15 protein-coding genes are annotated in these 22,108 nt (G+C 59.7%); 9 read left to right on the plus strand and 6 right to left on the minus strand.

Annotated features, from left to right (window positions below; translation table 11 throughout):
• The first annotated feature begins 924 nt into the window (after positions 1-924).
• The 9 genes from AC5ZG1_RS07860 to AC5ZG1_RS07900 all read left to right on the plus strand — a co-directional run bounded on the left by AC5ZG1_RS07860 (position 925) and on the right by AC5ZG1_RS07900 (position 15,532).
• Entirely contained in the window at positions 925-1,932 is a 1,008-nt protein-coding gene (locus AC5ZG1_RS07860; protein WP_496132481.1) for an AraC family transcriptional regulator, read from the plus strand.
• A 162-nt stretch (positions 1,933-2,094) separates the two neighbouring features.
• Positions 2,095-2,961, plus strand: a complete 867-nt coding sequence (locus AC5ZG1_RS07865) for an AraC family transcriptional regulator (RefSeq protein WP_496132482.1) — start codon at positions 2,095-2,097, stop codon at positions 2,959-2,961.
• Positions 2,962-3,127: 166 nt separating this feature from the next.
• Positions 3,128-3,745: a S1 family peptidase gene (locus tag AC5ZG1_RS07870; protein WP_496132483.1), complete on the plus strand. Its 618-nt coding sequence runs from the start codon at positions 3,128-3,130 to the stop codon at positions 3,743-3,745.
• Positions 3,746-4,153: 408 nt separating this feature from the next.
• The gene (locus tag AC5ZG1_RS07875; protein WP_496132484.1) at positions 4,154-5,098 is read left to right on the plus strand and encodes a helix-turn-helix transcriptional regulator; all 945 of its coding nucleotides are present in this window, start codon (positions 4,154-4,156) and stop codon (positions 5,096-5,098) included.
• Positions 5,099-5,488: 390 nt separating this feature from the next.
• The gene (locus tag AC5ZG1_RS07880) at positions 5,489-7,153 is read left to right on the plus strand and encodes an arylsulfatase (RefSeq protein WP_496132485.1); all 1,665 of its coding nucleotides are present in this window, start codon (positions 5,489-5,491) and stop codon (positions 7,151-7,153) included.
• 225 nt (positions 7,154-7,378) lie between these two features.
• Positions 7,379-8,437, plus strand: a complete 1,059-nt coding sequence (locus AC5ZG1_RS07885; protein WP_496132486.1) for an HAD family hydrolase — start codon at positions 7,379-7,381, stop codon at positions 8,435-8,437.
• A gap of 395 nt (positions 8,438-8,832) precedes the next feature.
• On the plus strand, positions 8,833-10,965 hold the full coding sequence (locus tag AC5ZG1_RS07890) for a tetratricopeptide repeat protein (protein ID WP_496132487.1): 2,133 nt from the start codon (positions 8,833-8,835) through the stop codon (positions 10,963-10,965).
• Between the two features lie 401 nt (positions 10,966-11,366).
• Complete coding sequence (locus tag AC5ZG1_RS07895) at positions 11,367-12,452, plus strand: efflux RND transporter periplasmic adaptor subunit (protein ID WP_496132515.1); 1,086 nt, start codon at positions 11,367-11,369, stop codon at positions 12,450-12,452.
• Complete coding sequence (locus tag AC5ZG1_RS07900; RefSeq protein WP_496132488.1) at positions 12,449-15,532, plus strand: efflux RND transporter permease subunit; 3,084 nt, start codon at positions 12,449-12,451, stop codon at positions 15,530-15,532. Before AC5ZG1_RS07895 ends, AC5ZG1_RS07900 begins: the two co-directional genes overlap by 4 nt.
• Before the next feature lie 271 nt (positions 15,533-15,803).
• Here the strand turns inward: AC5ZG1_RS07900 and AC5ZG1_RS07905 are convergent, their stop codons facing one another.
• The 6 genes from AC5ZG1_RS07905 to AC5ZG1_RS07930 form a co-directional block, all read right to left on the minus strand.
• Positions 15,804-16,583 (minus strand): enoyl-CoA hydratase-related protein, encoded by a 780-nt coding sequence (locus AC5ZG1_RS07905; RefSeq protein WP_496132489.1) that lies wholly within the window; start codon positions 16,581-16,583, stop codon positions 15,804-15,806.
• Positions 16,584-16,685: 102 nt separating this feature from the next.
• Complete coding sequence (locus AC5ZG1_RS07910) at positions 16,686-17,609, minus strand: GntR family transcriptional regulator (protein WP_496132490.1); 924 nt, start codon at positions 17,607-17,609, stop codon at positions 16,686-16,688.
• 144 nt (positions 17,610-17,753) lie between these two features.
• Complete coding sequence (locus tag AC5ZG1_RS07915; RefSeq protein WP_496132491.1) at positions 17,754-19,076, minus strand: MFS transporter; 1,323 nt, start codon at positions 19,074-19,076, stop codon at positions 17,754-17,756.
• Between the two features lie 20 nt (positions 19,077-19,096).
• The gene (locus AC5ZG1_RS07920; protein WP_496132492.1) at positions 19,097-20,638 is read right to left on the minus strand and encodes a tripartite tricarboxylate transporter permease; all 1,542 of its coding nucleotides are present in this window, start codon (positions 20,636-20,638) and stop codon (positions 19,097-19,099) included.
• Entirely contained in the window at positions 20,626-21,063 is a 438-nt protein-coding gene (locus tag AC5ZG1_RS07925) for a tripartite tricarboxylate transporter TctB family protein (RefSeq protein ID WP_496132493.1), read from the minus strand. Before AC5ZG1_RS07925 ends, AC5ZG1_RS07920 begins: the two co-directional genes overlap by 13 nt.
• A 73-nt stretch (positions 21,064-21,136) precedes the next feature.
• The gene (locus tag AC5ZG1_RS07930) at positions 21,137-22,087 is read right to left on the minus strand and encodes a Bug family tripartite tricarboxylate transporter substrate binding protein (protein ID WP_130223268.1); all 951 of its coding nucleotides are present in this window, start codon (positions 22,085-22,087) and stop codon (positions 21,137-21,139) included.
• Between the last annotated feature and the right edge of the window lie 21 nt (positions 22,088-22,108).

Below are 22,108 nucleotides of genomic sequence, written 5' to 3' on the forward strand. Positions count from 1 at the left end.
TCCGGCTGCACCGCCAGGAATGCGCCGAGTAGGTGCTCCAGCTAGCGTTGCACGGCACATCGCCCGGTCCGCCCCATTGATCTACGTCAATATGTAGTTGTTACCGTTCTTCCTTTATTGCGGGCGGCCTTGGCACCGTGGGCGGCCGAGCACCTTTCGGATTGTCGTAACGCCCGCCCCGATCGGATCGAGACCCGCGCTACGCTGCTATCCAACGTCTTCAAGGAGGAAAAATATGCTGAACATGCGAACACTGTTGGCAGTCGCCATACTTCCATTCCTTGCAATCTCATCATCGGCACAAACAGGACAACAGATGGATAGGACTAGGGCCATACGCGCTGAATGCTTCAGGCAGGCCAATGAGGCGGCAAGATCCCAAGTGGGCATGGCTTCTGCTAATCCCGCTGCCACTGCCGAAGGGAACGCTGTCGGCGCAGACGCCTATTACTCGTGCATCCGTAGAAACGGGCTCCGAAGGTAAACACACCCTCGCCGAGGATCGGTATCACCTGCATCCACTTGCGCTTGGACTGCCGAAATATCCCGGAGCGCGAGATACTCACGCAGGTCCGGCAGATCCTCGACGAGTGCTGCCGCCAATGCACAAGCACTTGCCGTACAGGCTATTGCGACCGCCGTCGTCTGAACCAGCTGCGATGCCGCGCTGTCATCGACACGGCTATCATCGACGTGCGGAGCAATATGCATTTTGTGCCAAGTATTCGAGCAGTTGCCCACAGGTAATACTGGTCCTACAATACAACCGAGATCTCGGCCCGCCTCGGATCTCGAATCGACTTGATGGCGTTGCCCGCTCTTCTTTTGCGACCGAAATCGCTCTTTCCGATTCCCAGTGTTCTCCTTGCTGTAAGCTTAGTTGTCCCGAGTGATTAGTAGCTCTGTTTTCGGGAGAGAACAGAAATGGCGTGGAGTAGAGTTTTTAATTTATCTGATCCGTCACAGTGCAAGGCAGTTATTTGGTCCGCGGACATAGAACTTTTTCCGACGGCGAAAGGAAGCTTTCATGCCGAAATTGCGCAGATCGGCATAAACAGGCTTTTGGTGCAACGATATCAAGTGTCGCTTCCGCAGGTTAACACCCTCGCGATCAGTCCAGGCCGCAGATCAATTGGCTTTCTTACCGAACCCAATGAATCGGCCTTCCTGCACTGCGGCCTGGAGGTCTTAGCCAGCGATCTCGTCGTAAACAGGTCCGACGTCGTACATCAACGATCTGGCGCGAACCTCCACTATGGCACGATCTCTCTCGCGGCTGATGACTTTGATGCTGCTGCCGAGGCAGTACTCGGTCGCGAGTTTGTCGAAATGCCGCAGAATCGAATTGTTCGCCCGCATTCTGCGGCGATGCTCCGACTGCTGAAACTGCACAAGAGCATTGGGCTGCTCGCTCATGACATGCCGGATGTTCTCGAAATCCCGGAAGTGGGGCGGGCACTCGAGAATGAGCTCACTTATGTCATGGTGAGGTGCGTTGCCGAAGGCGCCGCTGTAGAGTCGAGGACCGGTAGCCGTCGTCACGACGCCATCGTCGCACGATTTGAGGAATTCCTGGAGGCCAATCCCGACCGGCCGCTTTATCTTGCGGAAATCTGCGCAGCGACTGGCGTCGCAGAGCGCACGCTCCGCGCCTCCTGCGAAGAGCATTTAGGAATGGGGCCGATCCGTTATCTCGCCCTGCGCCGAATGCACCTCGTACACCGCGCGCTCCTGAGCTCGGACCATTCAAAGCGGACCGTCACCCAGATTGTCACCGACCACGGTTTTTGGGAACTCGGCCGCTTTTCGGTTGCCTACCACGCACTGTTTGGCGAGGCGCCATCGCATACCTTGCGGCGATCGGTCGAGCTGCCGGAAACGCGTCCCAATCGCCCAACATCGCTTGCAGCCACAAACTTGCGGGCAGCTTGAGCCAGACAGGGACTTAATACAATGTCGTGGGCAAGAGTTCTCAGATTTACCGATCCGTTTCCCTGTCAGGCGGCCGTTCAAGCGACTGATGTCGAGATACTCCCCACAACGAAGGGAGATTTTTGGGCCGAGATTACACAGATTGGCATGACCAGACTTTGGATGCAGCGTTTCACTGTATCTTTGCCGCAAATCAGCAACGTTGCGTGCAGACCCGACCGGCGATCGATCATCTTTCTCACCGAATCCAATTCGTCCCCACTACAGCACTGTGGCCAAGACGTCTTGCCTGGTGACATCATCATTAACAGAACTGACGTTGCACATCATCGATCCGGCCATGATTATCATTTAGGGGCGATGTCTCTCCCGATCGATGAATTCGACGCCGCGGTCGAAGCGATAGCTGGCGGTGGTTTCAGCAAGCGGCTGGATGAGCGTAGCGTTCACCCGAATCCTGCGTTGATGTCGCGGCTGCTGAAGCTGCACAAGGTGGTCGGACAACTCGCCCATGAAACCCCCGATGTACTCGCAATACCGGAAGTGCTTCGCGCCCTCGAGAGCGAACTGGTGCATGTCATGGTCCGGTGCCTCGCGGAAGGCGTCGTGCTGGAAACGAGCATGGGCGACCGTCGCCATGACGCGATCGTCGCGCGGTTCGAGGAATTTTTGGAGGCCAATCCCGACCGCCCACTTTATCTCACGGAGATCTGCGCGGCGATTGGTGTCGCCGAACGCACCCTTCGCGCCTCCTGTGAGGAACATTTGGGCATGGGACCGATTCGTTATCTCACCTTGCGCCGAATGCACCTTGTGCGACGGGCGCTCTTGAGGTCGGACCCATCAACGGCAACTGTCACGCAAATCGTGGCCGACCACGGCTTTTGGGAACTGGGGCGCTTTTCAGTTGCCTACCGAATGTTCTTCGGAGAAACGCCGTCGTGCACCTTGCGGCGCCCGCCAGCGGACCCGAGGGTTCGGCTCGACCGCCCATCAACCCTTGCTTTTGCCGGGCCCGGCCTCGCCTGAACCGGGTGCGCGTGATCGCAAACGCGCGGTCGCCTGCGACAAAATCATGCCACTACGCGCGGAAAATCGCTAAATTCGAAAAAACCTCCGGATAAGGCGGTGAGTTCGATTGCTCTCTTGCAGGCTTCGCTCTCCCCTGCAAGAGGGGAGAAGGAGGCCCTTTGGAATGCGCAAACGCATTTTTTACGGGGCACTCGTTGTTTTCGTTCTGCTCGCAAATACGCAGCGGATTTCTGCGGCTTGCGTCGATCCCACACAGGTTGCGCACTCAGCCGTCAGCATCTTCAGGCATTTCGATGACGCGGAGCGCGAGTCGCATCGGGGCCTCGTCGGCGTGCGAGGCACCGGTTGGTTCCTGTCACCAACAACGATCGTCACCGCTGAACACGTCACCGCCGGCATGGAGCTATCGACGCAGGACTGGAAGTCACTCGAAATCGTGGACGGGAACGACAGTCAATTCATCGCCGCCCGAATCCTGCGCCTGGCTGGAGGGCAGATGGAAAAGCTGGCCGTAATCGAACTCGGACGTGCCGTTATCAACGCCCAGAGTGCGGCGATCCGCCACGAGCCACTCGTTCCGGAAGAGCAGGTCGTGGCGCTTGCCTATGGGGCAGGCCGCCCGCAACTCGTCGGAGGACGGTTCGTTCGATTTGGAGACGGCGGGAAGTTGTCGGGCATGGCACTCCTTGAAATGTATGAGGGCGAGAATCGCCTTATCATCGATCACGGTGCGTCGGGAGCACCGGTTCTTGATTGCGGAGTCGCGTTACGGCGGTCCTGAGCCACGTGTTTACCCAGAACGTTGGGTGGGCCCACCGGCAGATCAGGACGTCGACAGCATGGGGAATGCCCAACGTCGCGTCCGTGCCGGTCAAGGCGTTGGAAGAATTTGCCGAGACGAGATGAGAGCCGGGTTATCGCATCGTCAGTGTCGCCACAAAATGGGCATCCGGCCACAATTACTCCGCCAACTACGAAAGACCGCCCGCGGGTGGTCTTTCCACTGAGGGGGCACCTATGGTCGCCGCACCTGGTCGAGATTATCGACCGGCTTGCCGGATTTGCATATTCTTCACATTCCACCCCCGCCATCGACCTTCCGAACCCGCATAGCCGACGGCGGCCGACTGCTTGATGCTGCCTCCCTCGATGAGACCGGACCGTGCACCGGTCCGACGGGACGGCGCAAATGGCAGAAGGCGCGACACTCACGTTTGGCGACGCTGACGGCTATGCCGCAGGATTCGGCGATGTCCGTATCAATCTAACGATAACGGGTGCCGGCGATTTCGAGGCACGGCTAACACGGTTGAGATTGAACCATCTGGAATTGTGTCGGTGCCGGGAAATCCTTCCGCGCATCGCATACATTTCGCTGCCCCCCGAACGGATATTCCTTTCTTTTCCGCTGGGTACCGCGTCCCTCGTGTCCGACGGGCTCGTCTTGCGGAACGGCGACATGGTTTTGCACGGTCGCGGCGAAAGCACCCATCAGCGCTCCCACGGCGCGTCCCAATGGGGCTTGATAGCCCTATCGCCGGACCAATTCGGGACTTGCAGCAAAGCCTTGACTGGACGGGAAATCGCGCCGCCGCCCGTGAGCAGAGTGCTCCACCCTGCCCGCGCGAATATATCAAGATTTCGTCTTCTCTTCAGAGAAGCTTGCTACCTTGCAGAGGCTGGACGGAAATTGATCGAGCACCCCGAGGTAGCAAGAGCGCTGGAGCAGGAATTGCTCCACGCGATCATCGATTGTCTGACCGCCGACGACATCGACAACAATAACTCCAAGGCAAGACACCATCACACTGCCGTCATGCATCGATTCGAAGATGGCCTAAGCAAGCGCATCGATCAAAGACTCAAAATGCCTGCGCTTTGTGCCGAGATCGGCGTGCCGGAGCGCAGCCTGCGGATGTGTTGCGCGGAGTTCCTCGGCGTAAGCCCCGCACGATATCTCTTGTTGCGGCGATTGAACCAGGCTCGTTCGGCACTGCGTCGCGCCGATCCTTCGATAGCAACCGTCGCGGAGGTCGCGCGAAATCATCAATTCCAGGAGCTTGGGCGCTTTGCGGTGACGTATCGCACCACCTTCGGAGAGTCGCCTTCCGTCACGCTGCAACGCGATCCGTGATTTGATCCGCCGAAAGCGCACAGCCAGCCCTGCGAAGCCAACATTAGCCTCAGCCTCGTAGGCGAGGCTTTCAATCCTTTGTGCCGATTGACGATTGCGGGCGTGGTCGCTGCGGTACGGCGGCAACGCGCTTTGGTATACCGCTTTCCATCACGCCCTCAATCTGCCGAATGTGCATAGCGCATTCAGGGCCTTTCGCCCAATTTGCCGTCGCAAAGCGTCCGACCGATTGCCGGTTGCGATCTCGCATGAACCGGCAAAGGCAAGTTGGTCGGCGGGTGGAGGTGGGCGAAGGCTGCGGCCCGGGGCTTTCGGCAGCCGCCAACTAAGGAAGCAACCATGAGCTTGTTCCGACCAATTTCGGGCGCTCTTGTCTTGGCGTGTGCCGTCATGACAGTGGCAAGCATTCCTGCCTCCGCCCAGCAGGGACAAAAACCCAACATCCTCTTCATCATGGGCGACGATATCGGATGGATGCAGCCAAGCATCTATCACCGCGGTCTGATGGTGGGAGAAACGCCTAATATCGATCGCATCGGCAACGAGGGTGCCATCTTCATGGACTACGTCGCCATGCAGAGCTGCACTTCCGGCCGCAATGCGTTCTTCACTGGCATGTATCCGCTGCGCACTGGCATGATCCCGCCACAGCTCCCGGGGAGCCCGTCCTACCTGCGGCCCGGCACGCCGGCTCTCGCCCAGTTCCTGTTCGATCTCGGCTACACCACCGGCGAATTCGGCAAGAACCATCTCGGCGACCACACCGACGCCCTGCCGACGGCACACGGGTTCCAGGAGTATTGGGGCTATCTCTACCACCTCGACGCCATGCAGGGCGTGAGCTTCCCCGACATCAACAAGACCGCGCTCCAGCAGACCGTTGCGCCGCCGTGCAAGAACACGCCGATCCCCGGCGTGCCGGAAGTGCCTGGCGCGGTGGATCCCAAGACGACGATCTGTCTAACGCCCCCGCGCAATATCCTGTCGTGCAAATCTTCGGACGGCACCAGCAAGAACCAGATGTGCAGCGACGAGGGTCCGCTGACCCTGGAACGATCGAAGACGGTGGACGAGGAGATCTCGGAAAAGGTCATCAGCTTCCTCGACCGTAACGACCCCAAGAAGACCAATAAGCCGTTCTTCGTCTGGTACAACCCTGCCCGCATGCACGTCGTGACCGTGCTGCCGCCGAAATACGAGGCCATGGTGGGCGAGCGCGGCGGCAAGGACTGGGGCGTCAACGAAGCCGGCATGAAGCAAATGGACGACAACATCGGCCTCGTCCTCAAAAAGCTCGACGACATGGGTCAGGCCGACAATACCATCGTCGTGTTCACCACTGACAATGGTGCCGAGCAGATCAGCTTCCCGGACGGCGGCATCACGCCGTTCAAGGGGCAGAAGGGCGAGGCGTGGGAAGGCGGCTACCGCGCGCCGATGGTCATCAAATGGCCGGGCGTCATCAAACCGGGCACGGTGAAGAACCAGCTTTTCGCCGCCCTAGACTGGATGCCCACCCTGGTCGACATCGCCGGCGGACCCAAGGGCGACGAGCTGAAGCAGCAGATCGAGGCAGGGAGGTATCCCGGCATCGTCAAGACCACCCTCGACGGCGTCAACCAGCGCGACTACCTCGAGGGCAAGTCCGAAAAGTCCGCGCGCGACTTCTTCTTCTATTTCTCGGGCGCGACGCCGTCGGCGGTGCGCTACAAGAACTGGAAGATGTATTACACGATGTCACAGCCCGGGCCGGCCGGCTGGATCATGCCGCTGATCCCGTTCCATTTCACGCTGGTCCAGAACATCAAGCGTGATCCCTTCGAGCAGAATGTCGGCATCGACCAGAAATCCGCCATGAGCCTGGGCGGCACACTCGGCGCCCCGGCCACGGCTTTCCAGTACGACTGGAACCTGTTGCCGATCGGTCAGCAGCTATGGCTGCAGCACCTCCTGACGTACGAGAAATTCCCGCCGCTGCAGGCGCCGGAGAGCTACAACCTCAGCGGGATCCTGGACGAGGTCAAGAAGGCCAATTCCCGCGCAGCGAGCGACTAAGCTGCATGAAGGGAGCGCGATGTGAACAGGCAGACGCCCTACGGGGCGTCTGCACACGACAGTTGGAGCGAAAGATGGCTTCTATGCCCGCCCAGAATATTCAACCTTCGCTCCGATCCGTTCGAGCGGGCTCAGCACGAGTCCGGCGACGACGTGCGCTGGTTCATCGAACACGCCTTCCTGCTCGTGCCAGCGCAAGCGATCATGCAGAATTAGGAGACGATCATGCAGGCTCTCTTGCACTATCGCACGAACCGCCGCGTTCTGATTTCGATCTTGACGCTGTTGCCTGCCTTGTCCAGTCCGCTCCTGACGATCCCGGCATTGGCGCAAACAACGTCGCAGGCTCCATTGCCTTCATGGAACGATGGGGCCGCGAAACAGGCGATCCTCGACTTCGTGCGCGTCACGACCGACACCGCGAGCCCGAACCACGTGCCACCGGAGAATCGAATTGCCGTCTTTGACCAGGACGGCACGCTCTGGGTCGAGCATCCGATGTACACGCAAGTGCTCTACTGCCTGGAGCGCGTCCCGGCGGTGGTCGAGAAAAAGCCGGAGCTCAAGAACGTCGCGCCGTTCAAGACCGTGCTCTCGGGCGATCGGGAGGCGATCGCCAGGCTTTCCTTGCCGGACCTGGAGGAGATCCTGGCTGCGACGCTGACGGGGATGTCGGTGGAGGAGTTCAAGGCCGAAGCGAAGCAGTGGATCGCGACCGCGCGGGATCCACGCTGGAAGCGCCCCTACACCGAGCTCGTTTATCAGCCGATGCTCGAAGTCCTGCAATTCCTGCGTGATAACGGTTTCAAGACCTTTATCGTGACAGGTGGAGGGCAGGACTTCGTGCGTGTATACGCCCAACAGGTCTATGGCATTCCGCCGGAACAGGTCGTCGGTACCGCGGGCGGAACGAAATATGGCTACGGCAAGGACGGCAAGCCGTTTTTGACCAAGGAGCCTAAGCTTATCCTGAACGACGACAACGCCGGCAAACCGGAAGGGATTCACCTCATGATCGGACGTCGGCCGTATGCGGCGTTCGGCAACTCGACGGGCGATCGCGAGATGCTGGAGTGGACCGGTGCGGGTGCTGGTGCGCGTCTGAAGATGCTGGTGCTGCATGACGATGCCGCCCGCGAATACGCCTACGGCCCGGCACAAGGTCTGCCGGACACCAAGGTCGGCACTTTCACGCCCGCGCTCTATGACGAGGCCAGGAAGGACGGCTGGACGGTGATCAGCATGAAAAACGATTGGAAGCGACTGTTTCCGTTCGAGCAGTAGCACCGATTCTGAAGGCGACGCGGCAGGCGATGGACCGGCTCAGCCGGCAATGTCGCGCAGACATTTTGCCGAATCTGCATAGCGCGGGACAGCACCAGAGGATTTGCTGGAATTCGTCCTTAGCCTGCAGCGGATAGCAATTCGTGGCGCGCAGCGACAACAGAGCAGATAGGAACCAGAGGCCACCGACGCGCGCCGCCACATGGATGGCGATGGCAGTTCTCGCGTTGGGTGGTTGTGCACTCCTGTTTGCCATCAATGGCGGTGTCGTCCGCCCTGCGGCTTTTCGTTCAAGCAAGGCCGCCTCTGCTGCCGTCTTTGTCGGCAGTGAAGCCTGCGCCGGGTGCCATCAGGCCGAATCCGCGTTGTGGAGGGAGTCCCAGCACAAGCATGCCATGCAGCACGCGACCGCCGCTTCCGTGCTTGGGAATTTCAATGACGCCCGTTTCGACTATTTCGGCGTCCATTCGCGGTTCTTCAAGAAGGAGAACAAATTCTTCGTCGAGACGGAAGGTCCTGACGGCAAGCTTGCGAACTTCGAGATCAAGTACACCTTCGGCATCGATCCGCTCCAGCAATATCTGATCGAGTTCCCCGATGGTCGTATTCAGGCGCTTTCAATCGCCTGGGATAGCCGGCCGAAGGACAAGGGCGGGCAACGCTGGTTTCATCTCTATCCCAATGAGGAGATCAAGCACGACGACGTGCTGCACTGGACCAAGCTCAATCAGAACTGGAATTTCATGTGTGCGGAGTGCCACTCCACGGGCATCCGGAAGAACTACGACGCGGCCGAGGACCGCTTTCGCACGACCTGGACGGAGATCAGCGTCGGCTGCGAGGCATGCCACGGCAAAGGCTCGCGGCACGTCGCTTGGGCGCAGAGCCAGCGGAACTGGTTTGGGAAAGACGATGACACGCGCAAGGGGCTAGCCGTCTTGCTGAACGAGCGGGATGGCATTAGTTGGCACCCCGATCCGAAGACCGGCAACCCGCAGCGCAGCATCGCTCCTGCGGTGACACGCAGGGAGGTCGAGACTTGCGGATTGTGCCACGCCCGACGCGGTGAATTTTCGGAAGACTGGGTACCAGGACAACCATTGTCCGACACGCATGCCGTTTCCCTTCTTGCTCTTGGCCTGTATCACGCGGACGGGCAGATGCTCGATGAGGTGTATAACTACGGCCCGTTCAAGCAGAGCAAGATGTTCGCGGCTGGCGTGACCTGCAGCGACTGCCATGACCCTCATGCCGCCAAGCTCCGCGCTCCAGGCGACGGCGTTTGCCTGCAATGCCACGCCTCCGACAAATATGAAGTGACCTCACATCATCGCCACGAAGGCGTTGTGCCGGCCGTGGCTTGCGCGTCATGTCACATGCCCGTCAGCACCTACATGGTGATCGACAAGCGGCACGACCACAGTCTTCGAATTCCGAGGCCAGACCTCTCCGTAAAGCTTGGCACCCCGAATGCCTGCAACAATTGTCATGCCGATAGATCCGCACAATGGGCGGCCGACGCGATCGAGCGCTGGCACGGACCGGTCCGGAAAGGCTTTCAGAATTACGCCGAGGCTTTCCAGGCTTCCTGGACCGGCCGCGCCGACGCTGCCACACTGCTGGCCCTGGTGGCGGCCAGTCCCACCGCACCGTCCATTGCGCGTGCGAGCGCCCTTGGCGAACTTCATTCGCGGGTCTCGGGCGCGAATATCGAGCTGGCGCGCAAGGGATTGGCAGATGCCGACCCGATGGTGCGGGTCGCAGCGCTTGATATGCTCGACGGCCTTCCGGGCGAGCGGATCTGGCCGCTGGTCGCGCCGCTTCTTGCCGATCCAAGCGGCGGAGTTCGTATCAGGGCGGTGTCGATCTTGGCCGCCGTTCCGACCGCGGCCCAGCCCTCGGCGGACCGCGCGGCCTTCGAACGGGCCGCTGCCGAGTTCATGGCGGCGCAACATCTCAACGCCGACCGACCCGAGGCACGATCGACCCTCGGAAACTTCTTTGCGCGGCGCGGATTGGCAGCCGATGCAGAGCGCGAATACAAGGCGGCCCTGCGGCTCAGCCCGCAATATGCGCCTGCGGCGATCAATCTGGCAGACCTTTATCGGCAGCTTGGCCGGGACCGCGACGGCGAAAGTGTTCTGAGAACTGCGATCATGTCTTCACGCCAGGACGCCGGCTTGCACCACGCCCTCGGGCTCAGCCTGACGCGGCAGAAGCGGCCGGATGACGCGCTTGGCGAATTCCGCACGGCGAGCGAGCTCGAACCTGACCGGTCGCGCTACGCCTATGTCTACGCCGTGGCACTACATTCGTCGGGCCGCATCGGGGAATCGATTGAAGTCTTGAAGGCGAACCTGACCCGCCATCCGGACGATCGCGAGTCCCTGTCTGCCCTCGTCTCGTTCAGCCGCGATTCCGGCAATATTGCTGCCGCCCTTGAATACGCCGAGCGACTGTCTCGCCTCCTGCCGAATGACCGTGAACTGACCCGTCTCACCGACGATCTTCGCGCACGTTTGAAGTGAGTTGACAGCGCTTTCCTGCCGCTGCGGACGAACTGCGCATCGCAGGAGAGTATCGGCGGCACACCGAGTTATGTCAGTCTGCTGACCTGTCTTCAAATGTCGAACTGGAAGTGATCCTGCCTCGCAGAACAGGACCATATTTTCGTGATCGTGATAGCGTGCGTAGCTCGCCGATCTTCCTTGCCGATCGACGCGGCTTTAACACGTCAGCACAGCTTACCTAGCGCCGCCGACACTGTGCTGATTCGGCGCATCTATGTCTTTATCTTTGCTGGGCGAGATGAGACCTTGTCATCGGACGTGATGATAACAACGATCGGAATGGCAGGAAGACCCAGGTGGGCCAAACGAACAAGGAAGTGGCCATGTCCACGTCTGCGTGTGCCGACCGTTTGAACAAAATGCGTCGCATGCGGCAGACCGGACTGCTGATCTTGGTAGCTCCCGTGCTGCTAGCGGCTTGTCAACGTGAGCCAGAAACATCGGCTCCAGCCGTCCGTCCGGTTCGAACCGTAACCGTTGAAAAGAGCAAGGCCGGAACACCGCTCACATTTACCGGCAGGATTGAAGCCGAGGACGAGGTCTCGCTTTCATTCCGTATTGGCGGTCGGCTTCTCGAGAACAACGGCAAGCTCGGAGATCGGGTGAAGCGCGGTCAGGTCGTCGCGCGCCTTGAACCTCAGAACGAGATGAACGGCCTGCGGCAGGCGCAGGCTGCTCTCGCAGCCGCCCAGGGCCAATTGGTCCAGGCCCGCAATCAGTTCGAGCGCCAGCAAACTCTCTTCGCGCAAGGCTGGACCACGAACGTCAACTTCGACCAGGCAAAACAGGGCCAACAGACCGCTCAATCGCAGGTCGATGCGGCCGAGGCCCAGCTCAAGATCGCACATGATCTGGTTGGTTTCACCGAGCTCAAGGCCGACGCTCCGGGTGTTCTGACGACAATCGGTCCCGCCGCAGGTGAAGTCGTCCAGCCCGGACAAAGCATCGTCAGGCTTGCCCGCAAGGATGGCCGCGATGCCGTTTTCGACATCCCGGCCCAGGTCATCCGAACGGCGCCGAGCGATCCTGAAATCAGTGTGAGTCTGACCGACGACCCCGCGGTGACCGCGCAAGGCCGCATCCGCGAGGTCGCCCCACAAGCCAATCCGGCGACACGCACCTTCGAGGTCAAGGTTGGCCTGACCGATCCTCCGCCGGCCATGCGCCTCGGCGCAACCGTCACCGGACGCCTGGAGACGGAGGCTGTTCCGATCATTGAAATCCCGGCCACGGCGCTAACGAGAGTAAATCAACAGCCCGCCGTGTGGGTCGTCGATCCCTCGAAGAATACCGTATCATTGCGAAACATCGACGTGCTGCACTTCAACCAGGCGCTGGTAGCGGTTTCCCAAGGAATCGACACCGGCGAAATCGTGGTCACGGCAGGCGTGCAAGCCCTGCACCCCGGCCAGAAGATTCGCATACTCGGGTCGGGGCGGTCATGAGATTCAATCTTTCCGAATGGGCGCTGAATCACCGCTCGTTCGTAGCTTTTCTCATGATCATCGCTGTCGTTGCCGGCGTTGTATCCTATTTCCGTCTTGGGCGCAGCGAGGATCCCACCTTCATCATCAAGACGATGGTTGTTCAGGCGGCGTGGCCTGGAGCAACCATCGAGGATACCCTCAAGCAAGTGACGGAACGACTTGAGCGCAGGCTGCAGGAAACGCAGCATCTCGACTTCCTGCGCAGCTATACCAAGGCCGGCATCACGACGATTTTCGTCAACTTGAAGGGCAACGCAAACGCCAAGGAGGTGGCCGACACCTGGTATCAGGTTCGCAAGAACATCGGTGATATCAGGCATACACTGCCAGCCGGGATCGTTGGGCCCGGCTTCAACGACGATTTCGGCGCTACATTCGGGATCATCTACGGTTTTACGAGCGATGGGTTCACCCATCGCGAACTTCGCGATTACGTTGAAGACATCCGCTCGAAGCTGCTTCTTGTTCGCGACGTCTCGGAAATCGAACTGCTGGGCGCCCAGGACGAACGGATCTTTGTCGAGTTCTCGACCAAAGAACTCGCCGGGCTCGGCATCGACCGCACGGCGCTCATTGCCGCGCTCCAGGCCCAAAACGTCGTGCGTCCGGCCGGCACGATCCAGACCGGCGATGAGAGTCTTTCGCTGCAGGTTTCAGGTGCATTTCGGACGGAGCAGGACGTCGCCAACGTCAACTTCATTGCGGGCGGACGGACGCTCCGCCTGAGTGACATAGCGCAGGTTCGGCGCGGCTATTCCGATCCCCCGCAGCCCATGTTCCGCGTCAACGGCGAGCCAGCGATCGGGCTTGCCATCGCCATGCGGGAGGGGGGCGATATTCTCGCCCTCGGCAGGAACATCAAGCAGGCGATGGACCAGATCACCGCGGATCTGCCGATGGGGATCCAGCCAATCCTGGTCGCCGATCAGGCCGTTACGGTCGATGGCGCGATCTCCGAGTTCATGACGTCGTTGTTGCAGGCGATTGCCATCATTCTCGTGATCAGCTTCATCAGTCTGGGCCTCCGCCCGGGGTTGATCATCGCACTTTCGATTCCTTTGACGCTCGCCATCGTGTTTCCGATCATGCAGATGGCGGGCATCGACATGCAGCGGATATCGCTCGGCGCCCTCATCATCGCGCTGGCCCTGCTCGTCGATGACGCGATGACCACCACCGACGCCACGCTCAACCGGCTCGTTGCGGGCGATGACAAGATTGAAGCTGCGACTTTCGCATTCCGGACCTATGCGTTCGCCATGCTCGCAGGAACGCTGGTAACTATCGCCGGATTTGTTCCCGTCGGCTTTGCAGCCAGCTCCGCGGGAGAATACACCTTCTCGCTATTTGCCGTCGTCAGCATCGCACTGCTCGTATCCTGGTTCGTGGCGGTCGTCTTCGCGCCACTGCTCGGTGTCGTCATTCTGAGACCACCCCAGACCTTGCAAACCGCGACCCCCGGCAGAATTCTCTCTTGGTATCGAGGCTTCCTGACCGCCGCTATGCGGGCAAAATGGGTGACTATTCTTCTCACCGTGGCGCTCTTCGTTCTGTCCTATCTCGCCCTTCCGCTCATTCCCCGCCAGTTCTTTCCGTCCTCCGATCGTCCGGAGCTTCTGGTCGATATCAGCCTGCCGCAGAATGCGTCGATCTATGCCAGCGAAGCCGCCGCGAAGCGCTTCGACGCGGCGCTGAAGGGCGATGCGGACGTGGCGCGCTGGAGCACCTATGTCGGACGCGGCGCCATTCGCTTCTATCTGCCGCTCAATGTCCAGTTGGGGAACGACTTTTTCACGCAAGCGGTGATCGTTGCAAAGGATGTCGCCGCACGCGAACGAATTCGCGTCAGGCTTCAAGAACTCCTGGCCAATGAATTCCCGAATGCGATTTCCCGGATCTCTCCGCTCGAACTCGGCCCGCCGGTCGGCTGGCCTGTGCAATATCGTGTGAGCGGCCCCGGCATTGACCAGGTGCGGGACATTTCGCTGAAGCTTGCCCAGATCATCGCGACCAACCCGCAAGCCGAGCAGGTCAATTTCGACTGGATCGGGCCGGCGCGTCAGCTCCGCATCCGTGTCGACCAGGACGAGGCGCGATCGCTGGGTCTGAGCTCGCAAGCCGTGGCTAACGTCCTGAACACTGTGATTTCAGGCACGCCTGTCACTCAGGTTCGCGACGACATCTATCTTGTCGATATCCTCGTGCGCGCGACCGACGAACAGCGCGTCTCGCTGGCGAACCTGAGCACCTTGCAAGTGCCGCTGCCTAACGGGCGAACAGTTCCGCTCAACCAGTTCGCTACATTCGAATACAAGCAGGAATATCCGTTGGTCTGGCGGCGCGATCGCATACCTACGCTCACGGTGCAGGCCGATGTGGCGCCCGGGGCGCTTCCGGAAACCGTGATCAATGCGCTTGCGCCGGCGGTCGATAAGCTGGCAGCAACCCTTCCCCGCAGCTATCGCATCGTCGTGGGCGGAACCGTCGAAGAAAGCCAATATTCGCAAGCTTCCGTCATCGCCGTTGTTCCGGTCATGCTGTTGCTGATGTTCACGGTCCTCATGGCCCAGTTGCAGAGTTTTCAGCGGCTGTTCCTGGTCCTCAGCGTCGCGCCTCTCGGCTTGATCGGCGTTGTCGCGGCGCTTCTCGTGTCCCGCAGGCCGCTCGGCTTCGTCGCCATCCTTGGCATTCTGGCTTTGATCGGCATGATTACCAAAAACGCCGTGATCCTGATTGGCCAAATCGAAGCCGAACGCGCACGGGGAGAGAACGTCTGGTCAGCCGCAATCAATGCCAGCAGCTCCCGCTTCCGCCCAATCATGCTGACCGCCGTATCGACCGTTCTCGGCATGATCCCGATCGCTCCAACGGTGTTCTGGGGACCGATGGCGTTCGCGATCATGGGAGGATTGCTGGTCGCGACGATACTTACACTTATCTTCCTTCCTACCCTGTATGTAGCTTGGTTCAAGGGAACCGAAAAATCAGCCGATCCGCAGATGCCGGCGGAGATCGGTATTCCGAGGATCAACGCATAACACTGGGTTGCTGACAGTCTGGGTTGCTGACAATGGCGCCAAATCAGCCCGCCAGCGAAACGACCGAGCGGTTTCCTATGGCTATCGGTGCTTCTCACATTTATCTGGTTCGCGGCGAACTCGCCCTTCGCCGTCAGCGCGCGCGACCGCGCGTTGATTTCCGTCGCTCTGGCCTACATGTTCACGCGCAAACCGAGCGCGTGGCGAGACGTCCGTCAGCGGCATCACGCGGAGGATTTGCCACGCCAGATATTGGCTCGATCGCAGCGGGCTAGTTTCCACGAAAGACTGGCTTGCGCTTCTCTCGCTGAGCCGCCCGACCTTCCGCATAATCTTGACTGGCATAACATCGATCCGCCGCCCGCTGGGCACGTTCGAGATCCGGCGGTCCGTCGCGCCGAGCAAGTTCCTGGAATGCGATCCGCGCTGCGGCCAGACTAAGCGGTGCAGCAGACAACAAATCTCCTACCGCCGCGTCCACGATAGTTGCCATCGCTTCGACGCTGTCGGCCAACCAGTTTACGAGCCCTAGACGAAGCGCATCCTCGCCTCCGTAGCGTCGCCCTAGCAATACCATCTCGCGTGCCTGAGCCAGCCCGACCACATTGAGGATGGTCGCGATATCTTCGAGCCGATAGGGCAGACCGAGCCTTACCGCAGGTACTCCAAACTGCGCGTTCTTCGTGCAGACCCTCATATCGCACATCAGAGCCAGCTCAAAGCCAGCTCCAAGGCAATAGCCGTTGATCGCAGCAATGCTCGGCTTGGTCAGCGCGCGAAACCGAGTAGCCACATCGCGTTGCAGGGCGTTGTAAGCCGCTGCCGCGACAGGATCGGCCCGAACCTTGTCGAACTCGCTGATATCGTTGCCCGAGCAGAAGCTGCGGTCGCCCGCGCCCTGGAGCACCAGGACGCGGACGGCGGCATCATCCCGCACCTTCGCCAGAAGCTCTGGGAAGGCGCGCCACATGTCCTGGTTGATGGCGTTCAGCCTGGATGGATTGTCGAATGTGAGCCGAGCAACACCTCTGTCAATCGTCAGACGTAACATTCTCCCAACTCCGTCCGTTTCGGCATTCTCAGCGAGATCATCGGCTGACCCATCTCCCCGTGAAAGGCTCGAGCTCTTACGTCGACGCGATCACTACGTCCTCTAGGCGGTGCGCTCGCCGTTGGATTTGGCAAAAGGCGGCGCCAAACGGCTGGCAATCTCCAGATGTCGGCGTAGGAGCGTCGCGGCCCAAATCTGGTCGCCTGTCAGAAGGGCGTCCATGATCTCGCAGTGTTCGCGCACCAACGTCTGGATACGATCCTCGTCGTCGTAAACGTAGTACTCGCTGAGTTGACGAAGCCTATTCTGCTGTTCGACCGCTTGCGCAATGAACCGGTTTCCCGACATGACCGCGAGCATTTCGTGGAACTTCGCATTGGTATCGAATATTTCTCTGCCGCTCAGTTTCCCGCTCTTCGCGCGGACAAGCATCTGCTCATGCGCCTCGCGGCACCGCTCCGTCGCTGGCCTGTCCAGCACAAAGGTCGCCTCCATCAGCCCTGCCGGCTCTACGATGATGCGAAAGCGATAGCTGGCGGCATAAGCCTCCGCTGAATTAAGGCTCGGCATAAATATCCAGCCATGACCGGTGCTTCGTCTGACCAGGCCATCCTGGGACATCTTCGTGAGAGTGCGGACGAGCTGAGCACGCGATACGTCGTAGCGCCTCATGAAGCTTGCTTCGGTGAATTGCTCTGGAACTCTGTCGCGCATGCGGTCCATGGCAATTCGGTCATACAACGACACATCCGGTGGCGGCGAGATAGGCAGATCGATCGCGTCCAAGGTGCCACCATCGCGAGCGAGATAGTGCCCTTTGTTCGCGGCTGAGATCACGATACCCTTCTCGGCCAGCAATTGGAGCGCAGCCCGGATTGGAGAGCGTGAGACACCGACCTCCTCAGCCAGCTGACTTTCCGTCAGTCGAGAATCAACGGGTAACTTTTCACGTCTGATATAGTCGATGATCTTGGCGACAACGTCGCTTTGGACCCTGGTGAGTGTGGTATCGCGTATATTGCTCATGGCCCTGACGCCTATAGTTCGTCCTCGATTCCACAACGCTCCACTAGAGCATGATCCGGAAAAGTGGAAACCGGTTTTCCGAAAGGATCATGCTCAAACAAAGAGATGAGATCATGATCTGATTACGTCTAATCGGATCATGATCTAGTCGCCCATGGACCCGATTCTGGCGAGATCATCTCTTGAAATCATCTGCAGGACCAGGCCCGCGCCCGCAAGCACAATCATGGCGGTCGATCCGAGGCCCACGTAAAGGCTTCCTGTTGATTCGCGGAGCCATCCAATCAATGACGGAGAAACGGCGCTACCGACAGCCCCTACCATACTGACGAAGCCGATCGCACCGGCGGCTCCTCTGCCATGCAGATATGAAGTTGGAATGGTCCAATAGATCGCCAGTAACGAAACGCCTCCGATGGCTGCAGCGGCCATCAGCAGAACGGTCCCCAGCATGCTCGCAGAAGCCAGAGGCAGCAGCAGATAGGCACCGGCCGTCATCGACGCGCAACCAACGAAATGCCAGCGCCGCTCCATGAAAGCGTCGGAACTACGCGCGATCAGAAGCATCCCTGCAGCCGCCGCGATAGAAATGCCGCCGGTGACCCACCCGATTCCATCAAAACTGGCGAACCCAGCATTTTTCAGTACGCTGGGGGTCCAGAAGGTTGCTGTATTGGAGGCTGTGTTGGCCGCGAAGTTCAAGAGCGCCATCACATAGATGCGCGGATCCCGCATTGCTTCAGCAAAACTGCCTGTATTTCGCCTGTTGCCGACGGCTTCATCCGACTTCAGTTCGTCGGCGAGACGCTGCTTTTCGTGCTCGCTCAGCCATCTGGCACTCTTTGGGTCGTCGTCGAGATAGAAATATGCGATGATGCCAAGGAAAATGGCCGGAATGGCGAAAAGCAGAAACAACCATTGCCACCCGCGAAGGCCGAACACGTCGTTCATGCTCTGCATGATCATGCCCGACAGCGGCGCACCGATGATGCCGGACAAGGGAACACCAAGGAAGAACAAACCGGTGATGCGAGCCCGATAGCGAACCGGGAACCAGAAAGTAAGATACAGCATGATCCCCGGGATGAAACCGGCTTCCGCGGCGCCGAACAGCAGACGCAGGACGTAGAGATCGGATGCATTGCGGATGAACATCTGAGCTCCGCTGACAACTCCCCACAAGATCATGATGCGGAATAGCGTCCTGCGCACGCCCACCCGCGCAAGCATCAGGTTGCTGGGAATATCGAACAGACTGTAGGTGAGATAGAACAGTCCGGCTGCCAGTCCATAGTGCGCGTCAGTCAGATGGAGGTCGCCGAGAAACTGTAACTTCGCAAAGCCGATGTTTACGCGGTCAATGTAGCAAACGAAGTACAGCAGCAGGATGAAAGGGATCAATCGGTATGACACCTTCCGGAAAATCTCATCCGATGCTTCGAGCGGCGGTGAGCTGGCGATCTGCATGTCCCGACCTCTCTCCTTCGCTATGCCGCTGGAAGGTTGGAAGCAGACGACGAAGCCCCTTCCTCACCCTGAAGCGCTTCGTCCCGAGAGCGGCGCAGTGAGGGAAGCGCGATCAACACCACGAGCACGGCCGTAAAGATTATTAACCCGAGTGCAATCGGATGCCGGATGAACGTCGTCCAATCTCCATCGGAGAGCAGCAGCGCGCGGCGCAGTTGTTCGTCAAGCTGCTTGCCCAGCACCAGCCCCAGCAACAGCGGCGCCACAGGAAAATCCAGCTTCTTGAGCGCGTATCCAAGGACTGCAAACCCGGTCAGCACATAGATGTCGAAGATTTGATTGCTCTCCGCGAACGCACCGATCGCCGCGAGCACGAGGATGCCGGGAAACAGAAATACATACTTGATGCGAAGCAGGGAAACCCAGATTCCTATCAGAGGAAGATTCAGGATCACCAGGATCAGGTTTCCGATCCACATGCTGGCGATCAGTCCCCAGAAAAGGTCCGGCTGACGTATCATGACCTGCGGCCCCGGCGCGATGCCGTGCGTGATCATCGCCCCCATCATGAGTGCCATCAGCGCATTTGGCGGGATGCCAAGGCTTAGCATGGGAATGAAATTGGCCTGAGACGCAGCATTGTTGGCTGATTCCGGACCGGCCACACCTTCCACCGCGCCGCGCCCGAACATTCCTGGTCGTCGCGAGACTTTGCGCTCCAGGCTATAGGCGCCAAACGCCGCGATGGTCCCGCCGCCGCCTGGCAGGATCCCGAGCAGCGTTCCGAGAGCAGTGCCGCGCAGGACAGGCGCCCATGACCGCTTGAAGTCATCGCGGGTCGGCCAGAGGCTTGTAATCTTTGCAATGTTGCGCCCCTTGCCGTTGGTGTCCTCCAGACTAGAGGCAATCTCGGCGATTCCGAACAGGCCGATCGAGACTGCCGTGAAACCCAGCCCATCCGAGAGTTCGAACATTCCAAAGGTGAAACGTTCGACGCCCGAATTGACGTCCATCCCTACCAGACTAAGCAATATCCCTATCAGCACCATGGCGATGGCTTTCGCAATGGAGCCTCCGGACAACAGCACTCCTGAGACGAGGCCAAGTGCCAGCAACGCGACGTATTCCTCGGGCCCGAACAGCAGCGCCAACTTGACCAGCGTCGGCCCCGCGATGGCGATGAACACCGTAACGACGCAGCCGGCAAAGAACGAGCCGAGCGCGGCTGTGGCCAGCGCGGCACCCGCGCGCCCTTGCAGCGCCATCTGGTGACCATCAAGACAGGTGACGACAGTCGATGCCTCGCCGGGAATGTTGACGAGGATCGACGTGATCGAGCCGCCGTACTGAGCGCCGTAGTAGACGCCGGCGAGCATGATGATCGCGCCGACGGGCGGAAGATAGAACGAGATCGGGAGCAGGATCGCGAAAGTCGCCAGCGGCCCGATGCCGGGAAGAACACCGATCAGTGTCCCCAAGAGTGCGCCAAGGAAACAGAAGCCGAGATTCTGCAGACTGACCGCGACGCTCATCCCGTAGATGAGATTGTTCAGGAGATCCATGTCGGCCACACGCTGATATTGAGTCCGAGGAGATATTTGAAGATCAAGACGGCCAGAGCGCAGATGATGATGATGGTGGCGCAGCGTTGCTTCCAGCCGGGAAATGGAGCGGCGAGCGATCCGATGAAAGCGCAACAGCCGCCGGCGAGGACAAGTCCGGCATGTTCGATCAGAAGGCCGAAGGTCAGCACGCCGAGTATCAGCGCGCTGAGAGGACGCCACGACCAGGCCGCCATTTTCACCGGCGCTCTCAAACCCTGCGCGCCAATGAAGGCGCCTGTCGCGAGTACTCCATAGGCAATAAGCCTGGGCAAGTAAGCGGCGCCGGCCGTCTCCCCCGCATCAGCAGGCAATCGTGCGACAAGCAGCAGCGTCACTATGCCGATTGCGAGCACCAGCAATCCTGCAATCACGTCCCGGTTCATCTCGATCCTTTCGAAGGATGTCAGCGCTGACCGGCGTTGCGAGCCAAGCACGCACCGCATTCGGACGAACGGCTCATTGTTTGAGAGCCGCCTTGATGCGCGTGAGTTGCTCCTGTTGAGCTGATGCAAACTCCGCTGCATTCCGATAGTTGGAGGGCTCGCCGACCCGCTCGGCAAATTTTCGCCAGGTATCGCGATCCATCGCCTGATGGAACCTATCGTGGAGATATTTGACGACGTCAGGCGGCAGACCGGCCGGACCAACAAGACCCTTCATGTTGGTGCACACCACGTCGTATCCCTTTTCCTTCAAGGTCGGCACGTCGGGATAATGGCTGGAGCGCTCCGCGCCAGTGCTGGCAAGGATACGGATCGTGTTCGCCTGCACCTGGCCTTCGATTTCCTCGGTCGCTCCCAGGGCAATGTCAATCTGGCCAGCGATCAACGCCTGAATCGCCGGCGAACCGCCCTGATACGGAACGTGTTTAAGTTTCACACCCGCGGCACGCTCGAGCAGCACTCCGGCAGAATGCGTCAGACCGCCGAGGCCGGTATTGGCCTGCGAAATCTCACCGGGCTTGGCTTTGGCCGCGGCGATAACGTCCTCGATCGTCTTGAACGGTGAATTGGCGGCGACGATAAAGAAGAAGGGATTGTTGGTCAGGCGGATGATCGATGTGAAATCTTTGTCCGGATCGTACGGCACTTCGCGATGGGCCGGAACGGACGTCGTCTCCGAGCCGCCGGCTACGAGCAACGTGTATCCGTCGGGCTTGGACCGCGCGACCTGCTGCGCGGCGAGAACGCCCGCGGCACCTGGCTTATTGGTCACGACCAAGGGGACCGGAAAGCTTTCCTGCGCAGCCGCAGCAATTATTCGGGCGGCTTGATCGCTACCTCCACCTGGGGCGAATCCTACGACAATTTCAATCGGTTTCTTCGGCGTCCATTCTTCCGCGTGGATCGCTCCCACCCACAAAGAGAAGAGCGCCGCACCGATTGCAGTCCACGTGCCTGTCTTCATTTCGTCCTGCCTTGGGATTCC

This window comes from Bradyrhizobium sp. Leo78, from assembly GCF_059512425.1.

Coding starts and splice junctions, on each gene's coding strand:
- AC5ZG1_RS07860 (WP_496132481.1), top strand. CDS start 925: ATGGCGTGGAGTAGAGTTTTTAATTTATCTGATCCGTCACAGTGCAAG.
- AC5ZG1_RS07865 (WP_496132482.1), top strand. CDS start 2,095: ATGCAGCGTTTCACTGTATCTTTGCCGCAAATCAGCAACGTTGCGTGC.
- AC5ZG1_RS07870 (WP_496132483.1), top strand. CDS start 3,128: ATGCGCAAACGCATTTTTTACGGGGCACTCGTTGTTTTCGTTCTGCTC.
- AC5ZG1_RS07875 (WP_496132484.1), top strand. CDS start 4,154: ATGGCAGAAGGCGCGACACTCACGTTTGGCGACGCTGACGGCTATGCC.
- AC5ZG1_RS07880 (WP_496132485.1), top strand. CDS start 5,489: ATGACAGTGGCAAGCATTCCTGCCTCCGCCCAGCAGGGACAAAAACCC.
- AC5ZG1_RS07885 (WP_496132486.1), top strand. CDS start 7,379: ATGCAGGCTCTCTTGCACTATCGCACGAACCGCCGCGTTCTGATTTCG.
- AC5ZG1_RS07890 (WP_496132487.1), top strand. CDS start 8,833: ATGCAGCACGCGACCGCCGCTTCCGTGCTTGGGAATTTCAATGACGCC.
- AC5ZG1_RS07895 (WP_496132515.1), top strand. CDS start 11,367: ATGCGTCGCATGCGGCAGACCGGACTGCTGATCTTGGTAGCTCCCGTG.
- AC5ZG1_RS07900 (WP_496132488.1), top strand. CDS start 12,449: ATGAGATTCAATCTTTCCGAATGGGCGCTGAATCACCGCTCGTTCGTA.
- AC5ZG1_RS07905 (WP_496132489.1), bottom strand. CDS start 16,583: ATGTTACGTCTGACGATTGACAGAGGTGTTGCTCGGCTCACATTCGAC.
- AC5ZG1_RS07910 (WP_496132490.1), bottom strand. CDS start 17,609: ATGAGCAATATACGCGATACCACACTCACCAGGGTCCAAAGCGACGTT.
- AC5ZG1_RS07915 (WP_496132491.1), bottom strand. CDS start 19,076: ATGCAGATCGCCAGCTCACCGCCGCTCGAAGCATCGGATGAGATTTTC.
- AC5ZG1_RS07920 (WP_496132492.1), bottom strand. CDS start 20,638: ATGGATCTCCTGAACAATCTCATCTACGGGATGAGCGTCGCGGTCAGT.
- AC5ZG1_RS07925 (WP_496132493.1), bottom strand. CDS start 21,063: ATGAACCGGGACGTGATTGCAGGATTGCTGGTGCTCGCAATCGGCATA.
- AC5ZG1_RS07930 (WP_130223268.1), bottom strand. CDS start 22,087: ATGAAGACAGGCACGTGGACTGCAATCGGTGCGGCGCTCTTCTCTTTG.